The 21,555-nt window shown below is 37.1% G+C and carries 19 protein-coding genes and 1 pseudogene; 12 read left to right on the forward strand and 8 right to left on the reverse strand.

The features are described from left to right. The 8 genes and pseudogenes from NMM17_RS02490 to NMM17_RS02525 all read left to right on the forward strand — a co-directional run bounded on the left by NMM17_RS02490 (position 1) and on the right by NMM17_RS02525 (position 7,949). Complete coding sequence (locus tag NMM17_RS02490; RefSeq protein WP_254753775.1) at positions 1-2,178, forward strand: amino acid transporter; 2,178 nt, start codon at positions 1-3, stop codon at positions 2,176-2,178. Then, positions 2,175-3,176 (forward strand): lysozyme family protein, encoded by a 1,002-nt coding sequence (locus tag NMM17_RS02495; protein WP_000769868.1) that lies wholly within the window; start codon positions 2,175-2,177, stop codon positions 3,174-3,176. Before NMM17_RS02490 ends, NMM17_RS02495 begins: the two co-directional genes overlap by 4 nt. Then, on the forward strand, positions 3,173-4,105 hold the full coding sequence (locus tag NMM17_RS02500) for a conjugal transfer protein (protein WP_001224318.1): 933 nt from the start codon (positions 3,173-3,175) through the stop codon (positions 4,103-4,105). Before NMM17_RS02495 ends, NMM17_RS02500 begins: the two co-directional genes overlap by 4 nt. A 318-nt stretch (positions 4,106-4,423) precedes the next feature. Further along, positions 4,424-6,341: pseudogene (tet(M), locus tag NMM17_RS02505) on the forward strand (tetracycline resistance ribosomal protection protein Tet(M)). A gap of 363 nt (positions 6,342-6,704) precedes the next feature. Then, complete coding sequence (locus tag NMM17_RS02510; protein ID WP_001813542.1) at positions 6,705-6,950, forward strand: hypothetical protein; 246 nt, start codon at positions 6,705-6,707, stop codon at positions 6,948-6,950. Beyond that, positions 6,947-7,282 carry a hypothetical protein gene (locus NMM17_RS02515; protein WP_000806926.1) on the forward strand — a complete coding sequence of 112 codons (336 nt, stop codon included), beginning with the start codon at positions 6,947-6,949 and terminating at the stop codon, positions 7,280-7,282. The genes NMM17_RS02510 and NMM17_RS02515 overlap by 4 nt, the downstream gene beginning before the upstream one ends. 12 nt (positions 7,283-7,294) lie before the next feature. Continuing rightward, positions 7,295-7,663: a hypothetical protein gene (locus NMM17_RS02520; protein ID WP_000567222.1), complete on the forward strand. Its 369-nt coding sequence runs from the start codon at positions 7,295-7,297 to the stop codon at positions 7,661-7,663. Continuing rightward, complete coding sequence (locus tag NMM17_RS02525) at positions 7,650-7,949, forward strand: DUF5960 family protein (protein ID WP_001072467.1); 300 nt, start codon at positions 7,650-7,652, stop codon at positions 7,947-7,949. Before NMM17_RS02520 ends, NMM17_RS02525 begins: the two co-directional genes overlap by 14 nt. Before the next feature lie 117 nt (positions 7,950-8,066). On the opposite strand, the gene msr(D) is transcribed toward NMM17_RS02525, so the two are convergent. From msr(D) to NMM17_RS02540, 3 genes are all read right to left on the reverse strand, one after another. Beyond that, entirely contained in the window at positions 8,067-9,530 is a 1,464-nt protein-coding gene (gene msr(D), locus NMM17_RS02530) for an ABC-F type ribosomal protection protein Msr(D) (RefSeq protein WP_000420313.1), read from the reverse strand. 119 nt (positions 9,531-9,649) lie between these two features. Continuing rightward, a complete protein-coding gene (gene mef(A) / locus NMM17_RS02535) occupies positions 9,650-10,867 on the reverse strand; it encodes a macrolide efflux MFS transporter Mef(A) (protein ID WP_000417519.1) in 1,218 nt (405 codons plus the stop codon). 385 nt (positions 10,868-11,252) lie between these two features. Beyond that, positions 11,253-11,423, reverse strand: coding sequence for a hypothetical protein (locus tag NMM17_RS02540; protein WP_000873143.1), 171 nt, complete (start codon positions 11,421-11,423; stop codon positions 11,253-11,255). Positions 11,424-11,944: 521 nt separating this feature from the next. Between NMM17_RS02540 and NMM17_RS02545 the strand changes: the two genes are divergently transcribed. After that, the gene (locus tag NMM17_RS02545; RefSeq protein ID WP_001860868.1) at positions 11,945-12,136 is read left to right on the forward strand and encodes a cysteine-rich KTR domain-containing protein; all 192 of its coding nucleotides are present in this window, start codon (positions 11,945-11,947) and stop codon (positions 12,134-12,136) included. 59 nt (positions 12,137-12,195) lie between these two features. Here NMM17_RS02545 and NMM17_RS02550 read toward each other — a convergent pair whose 3' ends face one another. Beyond that, positions 12,196-12,549: a helix-turn-helix transcriptional regulator gene (locus NMM17_RS02550; RefSeq protein ID WP_001227347.1), complete on the reverse strand. Its 354-nt coding sequence runs from the start codon at positions 12,547-12,549 to the stop codon at positions 12,196-12,198. A gap of 504 nt (positions 12,550-13,053) precedes the next feature. Between NMM17_RS02550 and NMM17_RS02555 the strand changes: the two genes are divergently transcribed. Both NMM17_RS02555 and NMM17_RS02560 read left to right on the forward strand, forming a co-directional pair. Further along, positions 13,054-13,476 (forward strand): sigma-70 family RNA polymerase sigma factor, encoded by a 423-nt coding sequence (locus NMM17_RS02555; protein ID WP_000804885.1) that lies wholly within the window; start codon positions 13,054-13,056, stop codon positions 13,474-13,476. After that, positions 13,473-13,703, forward strand: a complete 231-nt coding sequence (locus tag NMM17_RS02560) for a helix-turn-helix domain-containing protein (protein ID WP_000857133.1) — start codon at positions 13,473-13,475, stop codon at positions 13,701-13,703. Before NMM17_RS02555 ends, NMM17_RS02560 begins: the two co-directional genes overlap by 4 nt. Before the next feature lie 225 nt (positions 13,704-13,928). Here NMM17_RS02560 and NMM17_RS02565 read toward each other — a convergent pair whose 3' ends face one another. Continuing rightward, positions 13,929-14,180, reverse strand: coding sequence for a hypothetical protein (locus NMM17_RS02565; protein WP_001845478.1), 252 nt, complete (start codon positions 14,178-14,180; stop codon positions 13,929-13,931). Here NMM17_RS02565 and NMM17_RS02570 point away from each other — a divergent pair. Then, positions 14,164-14,379 carry an excisionase gene (locus NMM17_RS02570; RefSeq protein ID WP_049546323.1) on the forward strand — a complete coding sequence of 72 codons (216 nt, stop codon included), beginning with the start codon at positions 14,164-14,166 and terminating at the stop codon, positions 14,377-14,379. The two genes, NMM17_RS02565 and NMM17_RS02570, sit on opposite strands and share 17 nt — an antisense overlap. Positions 14,380-14,670: 291 nt before the next feature. On the opposite strand, the gene NMM17_RS02575 is transcribed toward NMM17_RS02570, so the two are convergent. The 3 genes from NMM17_RS02575 to NMM17_RS02585 all read right to left on the reverse strand — a co-directional run bounded on the left by NMM17_RS02575 (position 14,671) and on the right by NMM17_RS02585 (position 21,552). Continuing rightward, positions 14,671-14,967 (reverse strand): DUF5966 family protein, encoded by a 297-nt coding sequence (locus NMM17_RS02575; protein ID WP_000998890.1) that lies wholly within the window; start codon positions 14,965-14,967, stop codon positions 14,671-14,673. 13 nt (positions 14,968-14,980) lie between these two features. Next, positions 14,981-15,265, reverse strand: coding sequence for a DUF5962 family protein (locus NMM17_RS02580; RefSeq protein ID WP_000969637.1), 285 nt, complete (start codon positions 15,263-15,265; stop codon positions 14,981-14,983). A gap of 74 nt (positions 15,266-15,339) precedes the next feature. Further along, positions 15,340-21,552 carry an SNF2-related protein gene (locus NMM17_RS02585; protein WP_254753776.1) on the reverse strand — a complete coding sequence of 2,071 codons (6,213 nt, stop codon included), beginning with the start codon at positions 21,550-21,552 and terminating at the stop codon, positions 15,340-15,342. Positions 21,553-21,555 lie beyond the last annotated feature (3 nt).

Here is a 21,555-nt window from a genome sequence, read left to right on the forward strand (position 1 = left end):
GTGAAACCATCAATAGTAAACAGAATAAAATCAAACTGGACGCTGAAACGTCTAGGTAAAGTGGCAATGACAGTGGCTTTCACACTTGTGATTGCCATTTTTCTTTTAGCCATGCTGGGAACGGTGGTTCAAGCTGCGGGCTTGGTAGATGATACGGTCAATGTGGCAAATGAATACAGCCGATACCCACTTGAAAACTATCAACTGGATTTTTATGTGGATAATAGCTGGGGCTGGCTTCCGTGGAACTGGTCGGACGGGATTGGAAAACAGGTCATGTATGGACTATATGCCATTACCAATTTTATTTGGACAATCAGTTTGTATGTTTCCAATGCGACAGGTTACTTAGTACAGGAAGCCTATTCCTTAGACTTCATTTCCGCTACAGCAGATTCCATTGGTAAGAATATGCAGACCTTAGCTGGTGTGAGTGCAAACGGATTTTCAACAGAGGGTTTCTATGTTGGATTCCTCTTACTCTTGATTTTGGTTCTTGGGGTTTATGTTGCCTATACGGGACTGATAAAGAGAGAAACCACAAAGGCAATTCATGCCATTATGAATTTTGTGCTGGTGTTTATCCTATCGGCTTCCTTTATTGCCTACGCTCCCGACTACATTAAAAAAATCAATGACTTTTCATCAGACATCAGTAATGCCAGTTTATCACTTGGCACGAAGATTGTCATGCCCCATTCCGATAGTCAAGGCAAGGACAGCGTGGACTTAATCAGAGATAGCCTGTTTTCCATACAGGTTCAGCAACCGTGGCTACTGCTTCAATACAACAGTTCAGACATTGAAAGTATCGGTATTGACCGTGTGGAAAGCCTGCTCTCCACCAGCCCAGATTCCAACAATGGCGAAGACAGAGAAAAAATTGTTGCGGAAGAAATTGAAGACAGAAGCAATACCAATCTAACCATTACAAAGACCATTAACCGTTTAGGTACAGTCTTCTTCCTATTTGTCTTCAATATTGGGATTTCCATATTTGTATTCCTATTAACAGGAATCATGATTTTCTCGCAGGTACTTTTTATCATCTATGCTATGTTTCTGCCTGTGAGCTTTATTTTAAGCATGATTCCATCATTTGATGGTATGTCAAAACGAGCCATAACAAAGCTCTTTAATACCATTTTGACACGAGCTGGAATCACATTGATTATTACGACAGCATTTAGTATTTCAACCATGCTCTATACCTTATCGGCTGGTTATCCGTTCTTTTTGATTGCTTTTCTACAGATTGTGACCTTTGCAGGAATCTACTTCAAGCTGGGCGATTTAATGAGTATGTTTTCTCTACAGAGTAACGATTCTCAAAGTGTGGGAAGTCGTGTGATGAGAAAACCTCGTATGCTTATGCACGCTCACATGCACCGTCTACAGCGGAAACTTGGACGTTCCATGACTACTCTAGGAGCTGGGTCTGCCATTGTTACAGGTAAAAAAGGACAGTCGGGTTCGGGGAGTTCTGCAAGGACACAAGCAGATCACTCCCGACCAGACGGAAAGGAAAAATCAACACTTGGAAAACGTATCGGTCAAACCATCGGTACAGTAGCTGATACCAAAGACAGAATGGTAGACACTGCTAGTGGTTTGAAAGAACAGGTTAAAGATTTGCCGACCAATGCAAGATATGCAGTATATCAAGGAAAATCCAAAGTAAAAGAGAATGTCCGTGATTTAACCAGTAGTATTTCTCAAACCAAAGCGGACAGAGCCAGTGGACGCAAGGAACAGCAGGAACAAAGGCGAAAAACCATTGCGGAGCGTCGCTCTGAAATGGAACAGGTCAAACAGAAAAAACAGCCAGCTTCTTCCGTTCATGAAAGACCAGCCACTAAGCAAGAACAATCTCATGATGGACAGACTTCAAGGCAAACAACTGTACAGGCTTCCTATAGGGAATCTCAACAAGCCAAACAAGAGCGTCCAGCAGTTAAGTCCGATTTTTCAAGTCCAAAAGTGGAACGCCAAGGCAATACCGTTCAAGAAAAAACCGTTCAAAAGCCAGCAACTTCAACCACTACAGCAGATAGAACTTCACAACGTCCAATCACAAAAGAACGTCCGTCTACTGTTCAAAGAGTACCACTACAAAATACAAGAAGTAGACCACCAATCAAAACCGCCACCATTAAGAAAGTCGGTAAGAAACCATGAAGTTGAAAACTTTAGTGATTGGTGGTTCTGGATTATTCTTGATGGTCTTCTCACTGCTTCTGTTTGTTGCCATTTTATTTTCAGATGAACAGGACAGCGGAATTTCCAATATTCATTATGGAGGTGTGAATGTTTCCGCAGAAGTGCTGGCTCATAAGCCTATGGTAGAAAAATATGCCAAAGAATATGGCGTTGAAGAATATGTCAACATACTTCTTGCGATTATACAGGTGGAATCGGGCGGTACTGCGGAAGATGTTATGCAGTCCTCGGAATCCCTCGGTCTTCCACCTAATTCATTGAGTACAGAAGAATCCATTAAGCAAGGTGTGAAGTATTTCAGTGAATTATTAGCCAGTAGCGAAAGGCTCAGTGTAGATTTAGAATCGGTTATCCAGTCCTACAATTATGGTGGTGGTTTCTTAGGGTATGTGGCTAATCGTGGAAATAAATATACCTTTGAACTGGCTCAAAGTTTCTCAAAAGAGTATTCAGGTGGCGAAAAAGTGTCTTACCCCAATCCCATAGCCATACCTATCAATGGGGGCTGGCGATACAACTATGGCAATATGTTTTATGTGCAACTGGTAACGCAGTATCTTGTCACAACAGAGTTTGATGATGATACGGTACAAGCCATCATGGACGAAGCACTGAAATATGAGGGCTGGCGATACGTTTACGGTGGAGCTTCCCCGACTACTTCTTTTGATTGTAGCGGACTGACACAATGGACGTATGGAAAAGCTGGAATTAACTTACCACGAACCGCACAACAGCAATATGATGTGACCCAGCATATCCCACTATCGGAAGCACAAGCTGGCGATTTGGTTTTCTTTCATTCTACCTATAACGCTGGCTCTTATATTACTCATGTTGGGATATACCTTGGCAATAACCGTATGTTTCATGCAGGCGACCCAATCGGTTATGCCGACTTAACAAGCCCCTACTGGCAACAGCATTTAGTGGGAGCAGGACGAATCAAACAATGAGAAAGGAAGATTTAATGATGAAATTTAGAAAAAATCAGAATAAAGAAAAACAGATACCAAAGGAAAAGAAACCTCGTGTCTATAAGGTCAATCCTCATAAAAAGGTTGTGATTGCCTTGTGGGTACTTTTAGGGCTTAGTTTCAGCTTTGCGATATTCAAGCACTTTACAGCTATAGATACTCATACTATTCACGAAACAACTATCATAGAAAAGGAATACGTTGATACTCATCATGTAGAAAATTTTGTAGAGAACTTTGCGAAAGTCTACTATTCATGGGAGCAATCCGATAAGTCCATTGATAATCGAATGGAAAGTCTAAAAGGCTATCTGACAGATGAACTTCAAGCTCTCAATGTTGATACAGTACGCAAAGATATTCCTGTATCGTCTTCTGTAAGAGGATTTCAGATATGGACGGTAGAGCCAACTGGCGACAATGAGTTTAATGTAACCTACAGTGTAGACCAGCTCATTACAGAGGGAGAAAATACAAAGACCGTCCACTCTGCTTATATAGTGAGTGTCTATGTAGATGGTTCTGGAAATATGGTACTGGTTAAGAATCCGACCATTACCAACATACCTAAGAAATCAAGTTATAAACCAAAAGCCATTGAAAGTGAGGGGACGGTTGATTCCATTACAACCAATGAAATCAATGAGTTTTTAACGACGTTCTTCAAGCTCTATCCTACAGCGACAGCCAGTGAACTTTCCTACTATGTGAATGACGGGATATTAAAACCAATCGGAAAAGAGTACATCTTTCAAGAACTGGTAAATCCTATTCACAATCGTAAGGATAATCAAGTCACGGTATCGCTGACAGTGGAGTATATCGACCAGCAGACCAAAGCAACGCAGGTATCTCAATTTGATTTGGTACTTGAAAAGAACGGGAGTAATTGGAAGATTATAGAATAACAAATATTGGTACATTATTACAGCTATTTTGTAATCACGTACTCTCTTTGATAAAAAATTGGAGATTCCTTGACAAATATGCTCTTACGTGCTATTATTTAAGTATCTATTTAAAAGGAGTTAATAAATATGCGGCAAGGTATTCTTAAATAAACTGTCAATTTGATAGTGGGAACAAATAATTGGATGTCCTTTTTTAGGAGGGCTTAGTTTTTTGTACCCAGTTTAAGAATACCTTTATCATGTGATTCTAAAGTATCCGGAGAATATCTGTATGCTTTTTATGCCCTTTTGGGCTTTTGAATGGAGGAAAATCACATGAAAATTATTAATATTGGAGTTTTAGCTCATGTTGATGCGGGAAAAACTACCTTAACAGAAAGCTTATTATATAACAGTGGAGCGATTACAGAATTAGGAAGCGTGGACAAAGGTACAACGAGGACGGATAATACGCTTTTAGAACGTCAGAGAGGAATTACAATTCAGACAGGAATAACCTCTTTTCAGTGGGAAAATACGAAGGTGAACATCATAGACACGCCAGGACATATGGATTTCTTAGCAGAAGTATATCGTTCATTATCAGTTTTAGATGGGGCAATTCTACTGATTTCTGCAAAAGATGGCGTACAAGCACAAACTCGTATATTATTTCATGCACTTAGGAAAATGGGGATTCCCACAATCTTTTTTATCAATAAGATTGACCAAAATGGAATTGATTTATCAACGGTTTATCAGGATATTAAAGAGAAACTTTCTGCCGAAATTGTAATCAAACAGAAGGTAGAACTGTATCCTAATATGTGTGTGACGAACTTTACCGAATCTGAACAATGGGATACGGTAATAGAGGGAAACGATGACCTTTTAGAGAAATATATGTCCGGTAAATCATTAGAAGCATTGGAACTCGAACAAGAGGAAAGCATAAGATTTCATAATTGTTCCCTGTTCCCTGTTTATCACGGAAGTGCAAAAAACAATATAGGGATTGATAACCTTATAGAAGTGATTACGAATAAATTTTATTCATCAACACATCGAGGTCAGTCTGAACTTTGCGGAAAAGTTTTCAAAATTGAGTATTCGGAAAAAAGACAGCGTCTTGCATATATACGTCTTTATAGTGGCGTACTGCATTTGCGAGATTCGGTTAGAATATCGGAAAAGGAAAAAATAAAAATTACAGAAATGTATACTTCAATAAATGGTGAATTATGTAAAATCGATAAGGCTTATTCCGGGGAAATTGTTATTTTGCAGAATGAGTTTTTGAAGTTAAATAGTGTTCTTGGAGATACAAAGCTATTGCCACAGAGAGAGAATTGAAAATCCCCTCCCTCTGCTGCAAACGACTGTTGAACCGAGCAAACCTCAACAAAGGGAAATGTTACTTGATGCACTTTTAGAAATCTCCGACAGTGACCCGCTTCTGCGATATTATGTGGATTCTGCGACACATGAAATCATACTTTCTTTCTTAGGGAAAGTACAAATGGAAGTGACTTGTGCTCTGCTGCAAGAAAAGTATCATGTGGAGATAGAAATAAAAGAGCCTACAGTCATTTATATGGAAAGACCGTTAAAAAAAGCAGAGTATACCATTCACATCGAAGTTCCACCGAATCCTTTCTGGGCTTCCATTGGTTTATCTGTATCACCGCTTCCGTTGGGAAGTGGAATGCAGTATGAGAGCTCGGTTTCTCTTGGATACTTAAATCAATCATTTCAAAATGCAGTTATGGAAGGGATACGCTATGGCTGTGAACAAGGATTGTATGGTTGGAATGTGACGGACTGTAAAATCTGTTTTAAGTATGGCTTATACTATAGCCCTGTTAGTACCCCAGCAGATTTTCGGATGCTTGCTCCTATTGTATTGGAACAAGTCTTAAAAAAAGCTGGAACAGAATTGTTAGAGCCATATCTTAGTTTTAAAATTTATGCGCCACAGGAATATCTTTCACGAGCATACACCGATGCTCCTAAATATTGTGCGAACATCGTAGACACTCAATTGAAAAATAATGAGGTCATTCTTAGTGGAGAAATCCCTGCTCGGTGTATTCAAGAATATCGTAGTGATTTAACTTTCTTTACAAATGGACGTAGTGTTTGTTTAACAGAGTTAAAAGGGTACCATGTTACTACCGGTGAACCTGTTTGCCAGCCCCGTCGTCCAAATAGTCGGATAGATAAAGTACGATATATGTTCAATAAAATAACTTAGTGTATTTTATGTTGTTATATAAATATGGTTTCTTGTTAAATAAGATGAAATATTTTTTAATAAAGATTTGAATTAAAGTGTAAAGGAGGAGATAGTTATTATAAACTACAAGTGGATATTGTGTGCTGAGAGCTTTCTTCTATACTAATAGACGAAAGGGTGTGAAAATGATTTTTAAATGATACTGTGGAACGGAACAGTAGCCCTAGTATTGACTACTGTCGTTTCTATTCATATTGGCTATTCTAGGACTGAGATGAAAAAATCTATAAATGCTCAGAATAAAATTGAACCCGCAAATCTCCCCAAAACAATGGTGAGTCATGTACTTGTATTATTCCGAAAAAATACACCTCTGGTGCAGTGAGACAAATTGGTGTATCTTATAGTGGCTTCGTAGATGAAAGCTATACTCTACTATCACTCTTTGATGATGTAGAACAAATTGAAAAAGATAATAGACTTCAGACAGCTATTGATGTTGTCAGAGAACAGTTTGGTTTTTTAGCCATACAAAAAGGAACCGTCCTAACTGAAGGTTCCAGAAATATTGAACGCAGTAAACTTATCGGTGGTCATTCCGCGGGTGGATTGGAGGGATTAAAATGAAACAAGAAAAAAATACAGTACAATTTTCAGAAATCCGTAGCAAAGGATGTAATGATATTGAAATGCTTGAAAGATTTTTACATGGAATCGTTGAAACAGCAACTTCAAAACTTCGTCAGAGAAAACTCAAAACAACTGAAATATCGATACGACTAGTACATGCTAAATCTGAAAACCGATTACCATTGGAATTTACATTTAGCATTAAGCCAACAAGCTCATCTGTGATAATCTATACTGAGGTAATCAATCGCTTTAAAGAATGTTACACAGGTGGGGGAATTCAAGGTTTTACGATTCAATTTGATAAAAATACCCTTGCCTCTGCATAGAAAGGATTTGATATGATTGACCGTTCATATTTACCATTTCAATCAGCAAGAGAGTACCAGGATACAAAGATGCAAAAATGGATGGGCTTTTTCCTATCTGAACATGCATCAGCACTCTCTGATGATACAAACAAAGTAACGTACATGTCTGACTTATCACTAGAGAAGAAATTATTACTCCTCAGTCAAGTATACGCCGGGCAGCTACGCACACGCATTCAAGTGATTGAAAAAAACAAGCGTGTTTCCTACACTGGAACAATACCAAGTCTGACCAAAGATTTCATTTTGATAAAAACTACAACAGGTCACATCAATTTGAAATTAAAAGACATTATTAGTATTGAACTTGTCGAGGAGGTGCTCTATGAATCAGCTTGAGTTTCAGCGTAATCACCTACAAATGGACTATTATAGCGAGAGCTACCAAGATTTTGAACGTGACTTCTACCGCTACTCTAACATGAATATTCCATTGACCTTCCTAACTGATGATATCCTAAAAACAATGGCGACTTCACGTAAGAATTACTTTGTCCTCAATAAGGAAAAGTCCAGAGATAACCGCGATCACTTCTTCATATTTGAAGTAAGTACCGTAGATGAGAATCCGCTAATCTATCATTATACATATAAGAAAACTACAATATATTTAGCAGAAAAATAGGAGCAGTTCAATTGACTGTTCCTATTTTTAATATTCATAAAATCTAAAGTCTTTATACTCTTTAACAATGGAGTCGCCAACCAGAACAGACTATACTGACCAGCGACTACCTTAAATTTAATGTTTCAGATTTATTTTCTTATCTCTAATTTCATAAACTACATCTGCTACATTTTCGAGTAATCGTTTATCGTGGGTGATAAACACGATAGTTCCGGTGTACTCCTTCATTAGTATTTCCAAAGCCTCTAAACTTGGTATGTCAAGGAAGTTACTGGGTTCATCCATTATTAGGATGTTATATCTACCCATGAGCATTTTAGCAAGCAACAATTTTATAATTTCTCCACCGCTTAAAACAGATAAACTTTTTCCAATATCGTTCTGTTTGAACCCCATAGATGCTAGCACTGAACGAATTTCTGATATATTGTAGTCACAATCCTTCTGCATAAACTCCATAACATTCTGATTACTGTTGTACTTGTAACCATTCTGTGCAAAGTAACCTATTTTTGCCTTAGGCGAAATAGAAATTCCTTCTTCATGGTTTAAGATCATTTGGATTAAAGTTGTTTTTCCGATTCCATTACCACCAGTTAACGCCACTTTTGCTCCTAACGGAATTTGAAAAGATGCATTTTCAAACAGAGCCTTATCCCCAAATACTTTATTAATTTCTGCACCGACTATAGGGTATGGATTATGGAGCTCCAATGCTTTACTTTGCCTGAAACGAATTCTGCGAATGCCTTCCGGAGCTTCTACTTTTCCTAAGGCCGCAATCCTGTGCTCTAGGGTTTTAGCAGCATTATACATCTTTTTTTCCTTACTTCCTATTGATTTTTGATGAGCTAAACGCCCTCCGTCTTCAGTACTTTTTTTCTTTGAAGAACCTTTTGCCTTCTGTTCTATTTTACGAGCCTGTTTTCGCTTTTCCTCCGCAGCCCTTTCCAATCGGGCACGTTCCGCAATAAATTGTTCGTATTCTGCAGCTTGGCTCTTACGTTCTTCCTCTTTCTGACGAAGATAATCAGAATAGTTTCCCCAATACTCAGTGATTTTGCCATCTTTCAGTTCCCATATTTTATCTACTATTTCATCAAGAAAATAGCGGTCATGGCTAATAACTAACAGTGCACCTGTAAAATATTTTAGCTGTCCTATTAGAAAATCAATTCCTTCACGGTCTAAATGGCTCGTAGGTTCATCCGCTAAAATACCATGAACCTGTGCCGATAAGGCCTGTGCTATTTTAAGCCTTGTTTCTTCACCACCGCTCATAGTCTGTATATTTAATTGCTCAACACCTAGCTTGCCTACAAGTGCAAAATCTTTTTCCTCCTGCAGAGTTACTTCGTCCAACTGGGGAATATAGGCAAGTTCACCCAGACGATTCATTTTACATCCTGGGGGAGTTAATTCTCCTAAAAGTACCCTGAGTAAAGTGCTTTTTCCAGCACCATTTGCTCCTACTAAACCAATACGGTCATAATCATATACTTCTAATTCATTTATATCTAAAACATCGCGTCCTTTGAATTCCACACGAATGTCTTTTGCTTTTAATATTAATTCCATAACATTTCCTCCTGTCTATAATCGCATGCTTTCATTTGCTTGTATGCAGGGAAAACCCTGCGATTTTAGCAGGAAGAGTTACATGAAAATAAGATACATAAATATTCCTCCAATATTGTTTATTTTAAATCTAATTTTCTAACCTCAGTTATCATTTGGCAAACTATAGCAATGCCAATAATTAAAATACCTGATAGTAAAAACCAATGATTTACACCGATTTTATCAGCAAAGAATCCAGAAAGAATTAACCCAATTGGCATAGCAAGTGACATGATACTTCCGATCAAAGAAAATACACGTCCTAAATATTCAGGCTTAATTTTCTCCTGAAAAAGAGCTGTTTGCACACCGCTATAAAATGGCACCGAAAGCCCCATTATTGCACAGCAAACTACGAATATTACAAATCCATTTGGAGGAAGTATTCCCGAAACGGCTAAACTGGTCCCCATTATAAAAAATGAACTTGTTATTAGTAATACATGCTTTTCGAAGCCCCCTAATCTTCCTAATAATAAGCCTCCTGCTAGCATCCCAAATGCAAAGGAAATTTCCGTAATAGAAATATGCACAGGCGTTCCATTAAAGTGTTCCATGCTTATTAAAGGAAATAGTGCATTGATTGGCATATAAACAAAAGTATATAGTGTTCCTAAGAGTAATAAGGCAAACAATCCTTTGTTTTGTCTCAGAACCACAACTCCTTCTTTCATCTCCCTTATGAAATTTGGTTCTAAACTTTGCACTTGATTACCCAGCTTAGGTATACGTACAATTGCTACCGTAATAGATGCAATCACAGCACCCAATACGTCGATGGCAATAATAGCATTTAAATCCCAAACGGAGTATAAGAGTGCTGCAACTGCCGGACTAACAATATAGCTTATAGACTGCAAAGACTGACTATAGCCTGCGCATTTCGTTAGCTGTTCTTCTGGTACTAAAAGTGGTGTAACCGCATTGAGTGCTGGGGTATGAAAAGCTGTTCCAATGCTACGGATAAACAATACTATCATAATCATCCAGACAGGTAGCTCCATACAGAATGCAACAATAGCAAGCACTGCACCAGCTGCTGCGATAATTAAATCGGCACCAATCATTATCTTCTTCCTATCATGACGATCCACTAGCACACCAATGGCAGGTCCCAAAATCGCATAGGGTAAAAAACCTACTAATGAAGCCATAGACAAGACCATCGCAGATCCTGTTTTTTCTGTAAGGTAAAAAATAATCGCCATTTGCAGGATGGCACTAGTGATTAATGATACTGCTTGCCCTGCCCATATTGCATAAAATTTTCGTTTCCAATTGTTGTATTTTTCCATTTATATTATCTCCTGCATATTATTTTGCTTGAATTTCTATTTTGAATAGCATTCTAGGCAATAAAAAATGCAGGCCAAACCCCACAATGTGGCTTTTGGTCTGCATACATACAATTTGGAAACATTCATATTAAAGACATAGTTAAATAAAGGTATAGTTAAATAACCAATATCCTCACCGTAACTAATGAATGCTCAATATCGTATAAATAAGCACAACAAAAAAGCCTATCATCGGGTATAGATTCTGCTTTTTTTATTGCCAGCTTATCTTAAACGCATTGAGGCTGTCATAGTTTCGGTTCCTCCTACATCTTTGTTTATATCAATTTATAGTATAACACAACAAGATGATATGTTCAATATAAAAGTTATGGAATGAGACTCATACTTCCAATTCGATGCCAGATTTAAAGGATATGACGAAGTTTTCTTCATAGACTGTAACGCTCTGGATTATCTTCCTTAGTAGCAAGCGATTAGCTTTCACAAAATCTTCTGTTTGTAGTTTTAAAAATTCATCAGGATTTTCTAACTCAACCTCAAAATATTTCATTTTACATTCCCTCATTTCATTTATTGATAAATTGAGTTTGCAAAAAAGAGTGGACAATTTTTGTCTACTCTTAACCTTTAAAATAGTTTTTTTTAATCGATTTGAAGTTGCCTAAATTATTACTTATTCGGTAAAATGAAGTATTGCTTTCAACAGATTTCCTTCAACTACACTTCACTTGATTCAAACAAGGTGGGTACATTTCTATTCCCACAAACTCCTTGTCAATGGAAACAAACACGTACCCACAGGGTAAATGGAAATAGAAACTGATAATTTCTAGCTATCACTTCTACTCATTCCAAAAATTTTCTCACTCTGATACTTACCCACCATAAAGCAAAAAGCCTTGCAATCAAGGCTTTCATTATCCCTTTCGTTCAAAGGTTTCTAAGCTTTTACGAGCAGAGCGACACACTCAGCGGTTCGCTATCTCCGTTCTGTCTGCGTGCTAGCACTTGTCAATCACGGACAGCTATCGCATGGGCGGAAGTAAATGCTAATCTTCGTCGTTTTACTCCTTGACTAGCAAACTTACCGCCTCAACATGTCCTGTATGTGGAAATAAAACACGATTAAAGATAAGGGAAGATACTGAATTAAAAAAATTCCCCCTCTATTGTCCGAAATGCAGACAAGAAAATTTAATTGAAATAAAGCAGTTCAAAGTAACTGTGATTACAGAGCCAGACGCAAAGACGCAGAGCCGATAAAATGAGATTAATACAATCTCATTTTATCGGCTCTTTCCGTTATGTATGGATTCTTTTAATTAGTCTTCGATGTTTCTTGCTTCGTTGATACCGCTGGCTAAAGATTCCATTAAGGATAGTTCTTTGTCTGTAAAGCTATCCATGTATTTCTCTATCTGTAATCGTCGGGTGCTTTTTACCAAGTTATTAGCAGGTAAGAAAAATTCATCAACGGAAACATGAAGTAACGATACAAGGTCATAAAGAACTTGTATGCTGGGGTGTTGCCCTTTATTTTCAATATTAGTTAAGTACCGTGGGTCAATTTCAATCAATGCTCCCACTTGTTCACGAGTTAAACCTCGTTTCAATCGAGCTTCTTTAATGGCTAAACCAAAGGCTCTAAAATCATATTTATCTTCTTTTTTACGCATAGTAGACCACCTCTATACATTTTATTGTTCCTACTGAATTAAAAACAGGTATAGAAAAACGTGTTATATGGTTTATAGGTTTATATTTAATAAAAAGCACTACTAAACGCCAATAAAAAAAACCGTTATATGGTAGTGCTATTTACGCTGTTAAAATATTGTATATTACTTCCAAATGGCGGTTTGTTGGAGGTCAACGTCGCCATGAAGTACATCATATACAATAAATTTCCTTACATTGGGTTCTTGTCAAAAAAAGTCGTCTATCTGCAATAGATAAGTACGTCCACCAATGTGGTTTTATAAATCATATAGATAGAATAACAGAAGCATGTAAACAGAGAAATAAATCTGTTTATATGCTTTTTTGGCTATTCAGAACTTTTTTACAAAGTTTATTTATCAGTAATGCAACAAATCCCCCTTTCACATTGGGACTAAGAGTGAAAGGAGATAAACGAGCAAGGCTCACTTCCTTTCCTAGACAGAAAGGGGGTGAGAAACATGAAACCATCTTCTTTTCAGACCACAATAGAAAATCAGTTTGACTATATCTGTAAACGTGCTATGGAAGACGAGCGAAAGAATTATATGCTTTATCTTTCAAGGATTGCAAAGCGTGAGGTGTCCTTTTCGGATGTTGGCGATTATCTTGTTAGCCAGTTTGCGACAACAGATAACTATTCAACTGACTTTCAGATTTTTACACTCAATGGGTTATCAGTAGGCGTTGAAAATGATTTGTTGAGTGAAGCATTACGTGAGTTGCCAGACAAGAAACGTGAAATTCTACTGCTGTTTTACTTTATGGACATGAGCGATTCAGAAATTGCAGACCTGTTGAAATTGAACCGTTCTACTGTCTATCGGCATAGAACCAGTGGACTAGCCTTAATTAAAAAGTTTATGGAGGAATTTGAAGAATGAAAACACAATATCCTATGATTCCCTTTCCTCTCATTGTAAAGGCAACAGATGGCGATACCGAAGCGATTAACCAGATTCTACATCATTACAGAGGGTACATAACGAAGCGTTCCCTACGACTTATGAAAGATGAATATGGCAATCAAAGTATGGTCGTTGATGAAGTCTTACGTGGAAGAATGGAAACCAGACTGATTACAAAGATTTTGTCATTTGAAATTAAGTAATATCCTCTCTCCTTTCGTGGAAGCGTGCTAAACCATTCCACGCTTCCCGAACAGGGAGGTTTGTTATTCCACCAAAGCATATTGAGCTTTCAATGTGTTTTGATAGGCTAACGAGCCATTGTTCTTTGAAAACTGAATAAAAGTAATCGAATACGTTTCGATAAGAAAAGAGCCAACGGAACTAACCGCCATGACCTATCTTATAAAGATAGCGAGCGATTCATGTTAGTGATCCGAGAAGCAATCTTTAGCAGGATTGCCTGCAACGACATTCTTATCGTGATAATGATACTCCCATACAGTCAATAGTCCGAGCGTGATAAAACCGTCGCAGGCAATGAGTATGGCTACATGAGAACCATGCAGGGGTGGAACTCCCGTGAGCTTTGCTAAAGCTGTTCGATTGCTGGTAAAACAACTTTTATGAAATCCAAATAAGTGATTTGGAAAGGAGGATTTTATGAAGCAGACTGACATTCCTATTTGGGAACGTTATACCCTAACCATTGAAGAAGCGTCAAAATATTTTCGTATTGGCGAAAACAAGCTACGACGCTTGGCAGAGGAAAATAAAAATGCAAATTGGCTGATTATGAATGGCAATCGTATTCAGATTAAACGAAAACAATTTGAAAAAATTATAGATACATTGGACGCAATGAATAGTTTACACTAAATATAAAAAAAAATTATAAAATAATTATTTTTTAAAATAAGAGGAGAACTCATATTTTTATTTAACAATGAATATATCACACTAAACCAGATAGAATATACAAGTTAATTTGTACCGAAATTACTATATATTATAAGAAAAATAGAAACTCTAAAGCATTCTGTACACTTTAATTTTAATTCATCTCTTTTTGTTTCTAATACAGAGTATTGAGACTGGATTATAAGCACATCAACAAAAAACTCTATTCAAACCTACCTTTGAATAAAGTCTTTTAACTATCTAAAAAGTTCACATTTTATGCTTATTTATGGAGTTAATGAAGCGCCAACTAAATCCTAGAACCAACATCAGATTGATGAAAAAGTACACAGCCGTAAAACTAGTTAAACCATGTTGTCTGATATCATCAAAATATAAACTAGGTTCAGTAAAGAACAGATAAATTCCATAGACCTCCACGAAAATAAGAAAACTGATAAAACCAATAAGGAAAAGTCCACTGGCAATAAGAAAGAGTCTCCATAAAAGAATGAGAATTCCTCCTACTGCTAAAAAAATTACTGGGATAAGGAGCAAATCATTCATGACTTTCTCCTTTCTAATCAATCAACTGACGATAATGGGTGGCAAGAGAGGAATCAAACTCTTCTAATTTTTGAACTAAGTCCAAATACTCTTCTTTTTCATGTTCTTCAAAGTCCACACCTTGATGATTCTGAAGAGCGATTTCCAATTGACTAGTGAGCTCTCGTTTAGAAAAACTGTAATCCCCTGTCACTTCCTCATAATGTTCCTTTAACTCCTTGTAGGCTTGGTATTCTTCAGGTGTTTGAAATCCCTGTACCAAAGCCTCTTCTAATTGATAATAGGTATCTTCCATCATAATCGTTACCTCGTTTCTTTCTATCTTTATTTTACCGCGCTTTTCTTTTCTTGTCCGCTATTTATATCTATTTTTTAATCTAATTCAAAAGAAAGTTGTTCTTGCTTTTCTTTTCCTTTTTCGTGGAATTGTCGTAAGGCCTGATCAATAATATCTAAATCCGTTTCTGTTTCAATCAATGGCGCGAGTACATCGTATTCGGCCTTTTTAGTTTGATAATCCTCTTCCTTTGGAAAATTTTTCTCAATTTCTACCTTAGCAGTAGTCCATTTATCCTTTAATTCATCCAATAAGTTCTGAGTTTTCACTTGGTCATCTTTAATGTGGTCTATCGTATGCTGAAGCCTTTGAATTGTCCCCAAAGGAGAATACAAATCCAAACTGACAGAATACTGATTTTCTCCTACAATCTTAACAGAGAAGGTTTCAGGAAGAGGCTGATTCGTTGGTAGACTAAGCATTTTAATGTCAAATCCTCGATAACTTGCTAGGGTTCGAAATTCTTTGCTGTCAGTTTGATTATGACGGATAAGACGGTGTAGGGATTCACCTGCTTCAGCTCGTTGCTCAAAAACTTGTTTACCTATCGTCATAGAAAATGATTGGTCTTTCGACATTTCAGACTGTTGAATGTCGCCTTCATACTTGCTTAATCGTTTCTCAAGAATGGGCATATTTTCTTCACAGTAAGAGATTGTATGACGATAGTGATCCTTGCTGCGTTGAAAGGCGCGTCTTTGATTTTCTAATAGAGTTAGATCATTCTCTAGTTCCATCTTATATTTGAGATAAGGATTACCTGTTGCTAGTGCCTTAAAATCAGAAGCTGTCATAGTCTGTTCATCAATATCTTCCGCAGCACGAATCGGCTCCTTAGAAGTCATAATCTGCTTAATATAACGGAGTTTGTTCTCCTGAGTTGCCCATAGATAATTATCAAACGAACCTTTGGTAATATAGTGGTAAATATCCACTTCCTTGTTTTCATTTCCCTGTCGGATAATACGTCCATTACGTTGCTGAATGTCACTTGGTCTCCACGGTACATCCAGATGGTGAACTGCTTTCATCTTGCTCTGAACATTTAAACCTGTTCCTCCTTTTTCAGTTGAGGCAAGAAGAACCCGAACCTCTCCTGCATTAACCTTTCGAGACAAGCTATTCTTCTTTTCATCACTATTGGCATCATGTACAAAGGCAATTTCCATACTAGGGATTCCTCTATCAACTAATAAAGCCTTAATCTCAGAATAAACATCAAAGCCATTATCTTTTTTCTTAGGTGTGCCAATATCTGAAAAAATCATCTGAGTAGCCTTATTTTCCATTCCCTCACGATAAATTCTTTCAACATTATCCACTACCTGAAGCAGTTTATGATTGTCTGCTAGACTATAACTAGAGTCCAATAAACGCATATCAATAGCTAGTTTCCGCGCCTCACCCGTAATCTTCAACATGTTATCCTGGCTCGGATCAACTGTTCCACATTTGACCATATCTGACCTCATAACTAATTCTTCTAAATAGAGTTTCTGGTTTTCAGTTAACTCACTCTCAATAGGGATAATATGAGCTTCTGGAACAGGTAAATCCAACATATCTTGTGTTTGAATGTCGGCTGTTTCTTTATAGATTTTCATCAACTCAGGTAGATTGACAAACTTTTTAAATCGTTTCTTAGGTTGGTACTTATCCCCTGTAGGAGCTAATTCCATAGAGTTTTGAATTTCTCCAAAAGCACCTACCCAAGAGTCAAAATAATCAACTTGATAGCGTTTTAAGATATCTGGTTGAATGTAGTTCATCATAGTATATAACTCACTAATAGAATTGGAAACAGGTGTTCCTGTCGCAAAGACAATGTTTTTAAAATCATGTTCTTCCTGAATCTGTCGAACCTTCATTTCCATATCCACATTCTTCTTAGACGTTGTATTGGTAATCCCTGCTACATTTCCAAGTCCAGTAATTGGACGTATATTTTTAAAGTGATGTGCTTCATCCACAAAGAGAAAATCAATTCCTAAGTTCTCAAAATCAATAAAACTATCACGATTAAAGCGTTGGAGTTCTTCCAATTGTCTCTCAAGACCACTTATTGATTGCTCTGCTTCTTTAACGGTGTACTTATTTTCAGAATGTGTTTTAATCTCTCGTAGTTCATTGAGTTTGTCCTCGATATAATTCATCTGTCTTTCCTTACTGACAGGGATTTTTTCAAATTGAGAATCCCCAATGACAATGGCATCGTAATCTCCTGTAATGATACGTGACACAAATTGTTTTCTTCTCGCCTTCACAAAATCTTTCTTAGTGGTCACAAAGACTTTTTTAGTAGGGAAAAATTTCATGATTTCTTGGCCAAACTGAGCAGACAAACTAGAGGGCACCACATACAAGGGCTTATGAACCATCCCCAACTCCTTTAATTTAAACCCAGCACCAAGCATGGTCAAGGTCTTTCCTGAACCTACCTCATGAGCTAATAAAGCTCTTTTTTCTTCTACGATTCTTTGAATAGCATTCTCTTGATGAGGACGAAGACTGATGTTTTGTGCCAAGCCATCAATGACTAGATGGCTACCATCATACTCTCGACTAACTGTTCGATTATAAAGACGATTATAGCTTTCCTCAATGACCTGTTGGACTTCTGGATACCGTGAGACAAATTCTTGAAAGAGCTCTTGTAAATGCTGCTCTTTTGCTCTTAGAACAGAGGTTTTTTCCAAATCTGTGATAGTCTTTTTCTTTTCCCCTTCCGTAACAGTCATGGTAATCGTCGGTTGGTTCGAATTAAGTAAATTCTCAAAAATCTTTCTTCCTGTATCATAACGTGACCCACTAACTCCAAGACTACTATCTTTGGCACTTGGATAGCGATAAACAAATGATGTCCTTAAATGAACCTGGCCATCGACAGGATTCACTTCAATGACTTGTTCAACATCTGGCGAAGACAATTCAAATTCACGATTGGTAAAACATTCAAAGGCAAATTTACCATAAACGGATTGAGGAATCCAACGTGACCCTATTTTGAACTCAATATCTGCCAGATGAATCCGTGGAGGGCGAACAGATTCTAACAAATCTAAAGCATGAGACCAGTCAAATTCTTGGTTGTTTTCATCTACTAATAGTTGAACTACTTCTATCTTATTGAGAATATCTCCTGACAAAAACTGGTTCTTAGAAAGATATTTTCTTTCCCCTCTTAAATAACTTTCTGGATCCATTAAAACCTGGTCACCTAACTCATCTAAAATAGCAGCTTGGCTATGTTCGGGATAAATTGATACCATATAGTCTAAATCAACCCCTCTACCATCCGATAAACTGGAGTTTAAGGCATCTAAAGCCGTTGATACTCTTGTAATCACTCTCTCTGGCCTAACCAATGCTTTCTCAAAGGCTAAAGATTTTTTATATTTTACTTTCTGATCTTTAGAATCAATGTATTCATCTTCTAAACTTGCTAGTAAGGAATACTTATCGTCACTATCAAATAAGTTCCGATTGACTGAGGCATTCAAGTATCCAAATTGACTTACAAAGCGGTCATAGTCACGATTCAATTTGCCAAGCAATTCCTGAAAATCTGTTCGACTATAATCTGAATGACGTTGAATTTCAATTAAGGATTGATAGGTCTCTCTCAAATCAACCATGCTCTTAATACGACTAATGTCCTTATCCGATAAGGGACTTTCATAAAAGACAGTTTTTTTGAACAGTCCCTTATATTTCCCTCTTTTACTCGCTTCTTCTGACTTGTAAACATCTAGTGCTTCCTCATCTGTCAAATGAAGTTGCACGTATCGATCTATTTTATGTTCAGACAAAGAACTGTCCCAAGCTTTAAAATCTCCCTTCTCATCTACATAATAACTAATTTCGTCTACTTTTGAACTTTTCCGAATACCATGCGTATCTCGGTAATAAATTTGATTTCCCTCATATCCAAAAGAATAGAGCGCTAAGTCCTCACGTATACGACTTGGGATAGAATTATCCACTTCTTCTTGGATAAAAACAGGTGCTTTCAAAGAATTGTCAATTGGTTTAGGTTCTTCCACATTCTCTAATGCTTCCATAATGTCAGTAGCTAATGTTTCTGATACCCCCTTAACATTGAGGGTTCCTCCATTAAAATTACGTACCTCATATTCACCCAAAACTTGTGTATTGTATTTCCCATCAAAATAAGGATTAATCCAGACACGCTTATCCTCCTCAAAAGAAATAGAGCCATTAAAGACAAGTTCCTCCTCATTAAGATTCTTTGCTTGATCCTTTTGAAAGAAGAGGAGATCTGTGGTAACTCGAGTACCTGCAATCTTTTTAAAAGCCGTATCCGGCAACCGAACTCCCCCTAAAAAATGAGTGTTGGTTTTAATCTCTTGTAAGACATTATCTGTCCGCTTATCCATTGTCCCAATAGATGAGATAATCGACACTTGTCCTCCGTCTCTTACTAAATCAAGTGAGTGTTTGACAAAGTAATCATGAATCATATAAGGTTTATCATAGTTTTTATCGGCAATGCGAAAATTTCCAAACGGAACATTCGTTAAGACTAAATCAAAACTATTATTTTGATAGGGAACTTCTTCAAATCCTCGCACTTCAATATGGACATTTGGATGGAGTTGTTTTGCGATTGCGCCTGTCACACTATCTAATTCAACCCCATAGAGTTCTGATTTAGCTCGTATACTTCTAGGCATAGCCGAAAAGAAGTTCCCAGTCCCCATAGAAGGATCTAATATCCTTCCTCCCTCAAAACCATCATCCAGTAATTTTTGCCAAATCTGGCGAATAATCATTGGGTCTGTATAATAGGCTGTGAGAGAACTTTGTTTCATAGTGGAGTACTCTGATTTACTTACTAAACTCTTAAGAGTTAAACGTTCTGCTTCATACTTTGGATTGAGTTCATCGAAAAATTCATTAGCAAGACCGCCCCAGCCGACATACTTGGCTAGTAGCTCTTGTTCTTCTGGATTCGCTTGTCGTCCCTCTTTTTCTAATCTTTTAACAAGATCAATTGCGGCGATATTCGTTTCAATTTTTTCTCGATTTGTCTTAGGGTAAAAGCCCTCTAAATCATCTGGAAAATCAAAATCTTGAACAGGGACATCCGTCTCTTTTATACCTGAAATTAAAGGTTTTGTTTCCTTATCCTTTTCAATTTCTTCTTCCAGGTAGGAAAACAAATCTATTTCCTGGCTTTCACTTGATGAATCAATCTCAATATCTGAATCTTCTTTTTCAAGTTCTACAAGAGACAATACATGTTCAATCTCTTCCAAACTATTCAAGTATAAGATAGGATTCTCTTCAAATAACTGGTTGGAATCATTGAATAGCTCTAGGCGAACTAAGTCATTTAAGTATGCATTTTCAATCGAAACCAACTGAAATACTTGTCCTTTATAACTTACTTGTGAACCGATTGGATATTCCCTCAAAGCTTCTTCTACAATTTTATCGACATTAGAAAAGGAGTTCGTTTCTTCCGTTTCCTGTTCAATATCACTTGAAGGAGATAAGGATTCCTCTACTTGCTTAGACTTTTCGCTTCTAGCTTTTACATCATCAAAATGAGTAATAATCTTCAGCTTTTGTGTCAGTGGGAGTTGTTGGTAGTTTTCTTCATGATGGACAAGATCCGTAACGGTATCTAAAGTAGCCATCAATTCAGAACCCAAATAGGCTAGAACATCTCCCTCTTTTTCTTCAAAATGAATCTCAAGAACCTCTTTTTTAAGCTCTTTTGAGTCAACCATTAGAAGAAATTCCTCTATATCTCTACTAACACGGTCAGATAGATTATTCGCAACCCGATAGACATTGACTAAATTGACATCCTGATTCTGATGAAATACAAGCTCACTTAATGGTTCTAACTTATCTTTTTCAGACTGGATGTAAAATCGAGTGGAAAGGTTATAGATTGCGACTTCTAGCACCAAGTTTTTCTCAAAATTACTTAATTGAGATAATTTACCTAGACCTGCTTGTCCAAAATTTCTTGTGTAACTTTCTAAATCTTGGTCATTATTTTCAGAACTAGCCTCTAGGAAAGAAACAATATCTTGATGAAACGAATAGACATGAGGTATCTCTTCTATCTTACCCTCTTCAGCCAAAAAACTCTCTACCAAGTCCTGCCATTTCTCATCAAAATGTTGCGCTTGATATCGAAGAAATAGGTCCATTTTCTCCCTATCTTTTGGAATTGTTCCACGAAACATAGCCAATAATTGCATTACTTCCATACT

It is taken from the genome of Streptococcus sp. CF7_Ac1-12 (assembly GCF_024295905.1).
In the GTDB taxonomy this organism is placed as follows: domain Bacteria; phylum Bacillota; class Bacilli; order Lactobacillales; family Streptococcaceae; genus Streptococcus; species Streptococcus mitis_AP.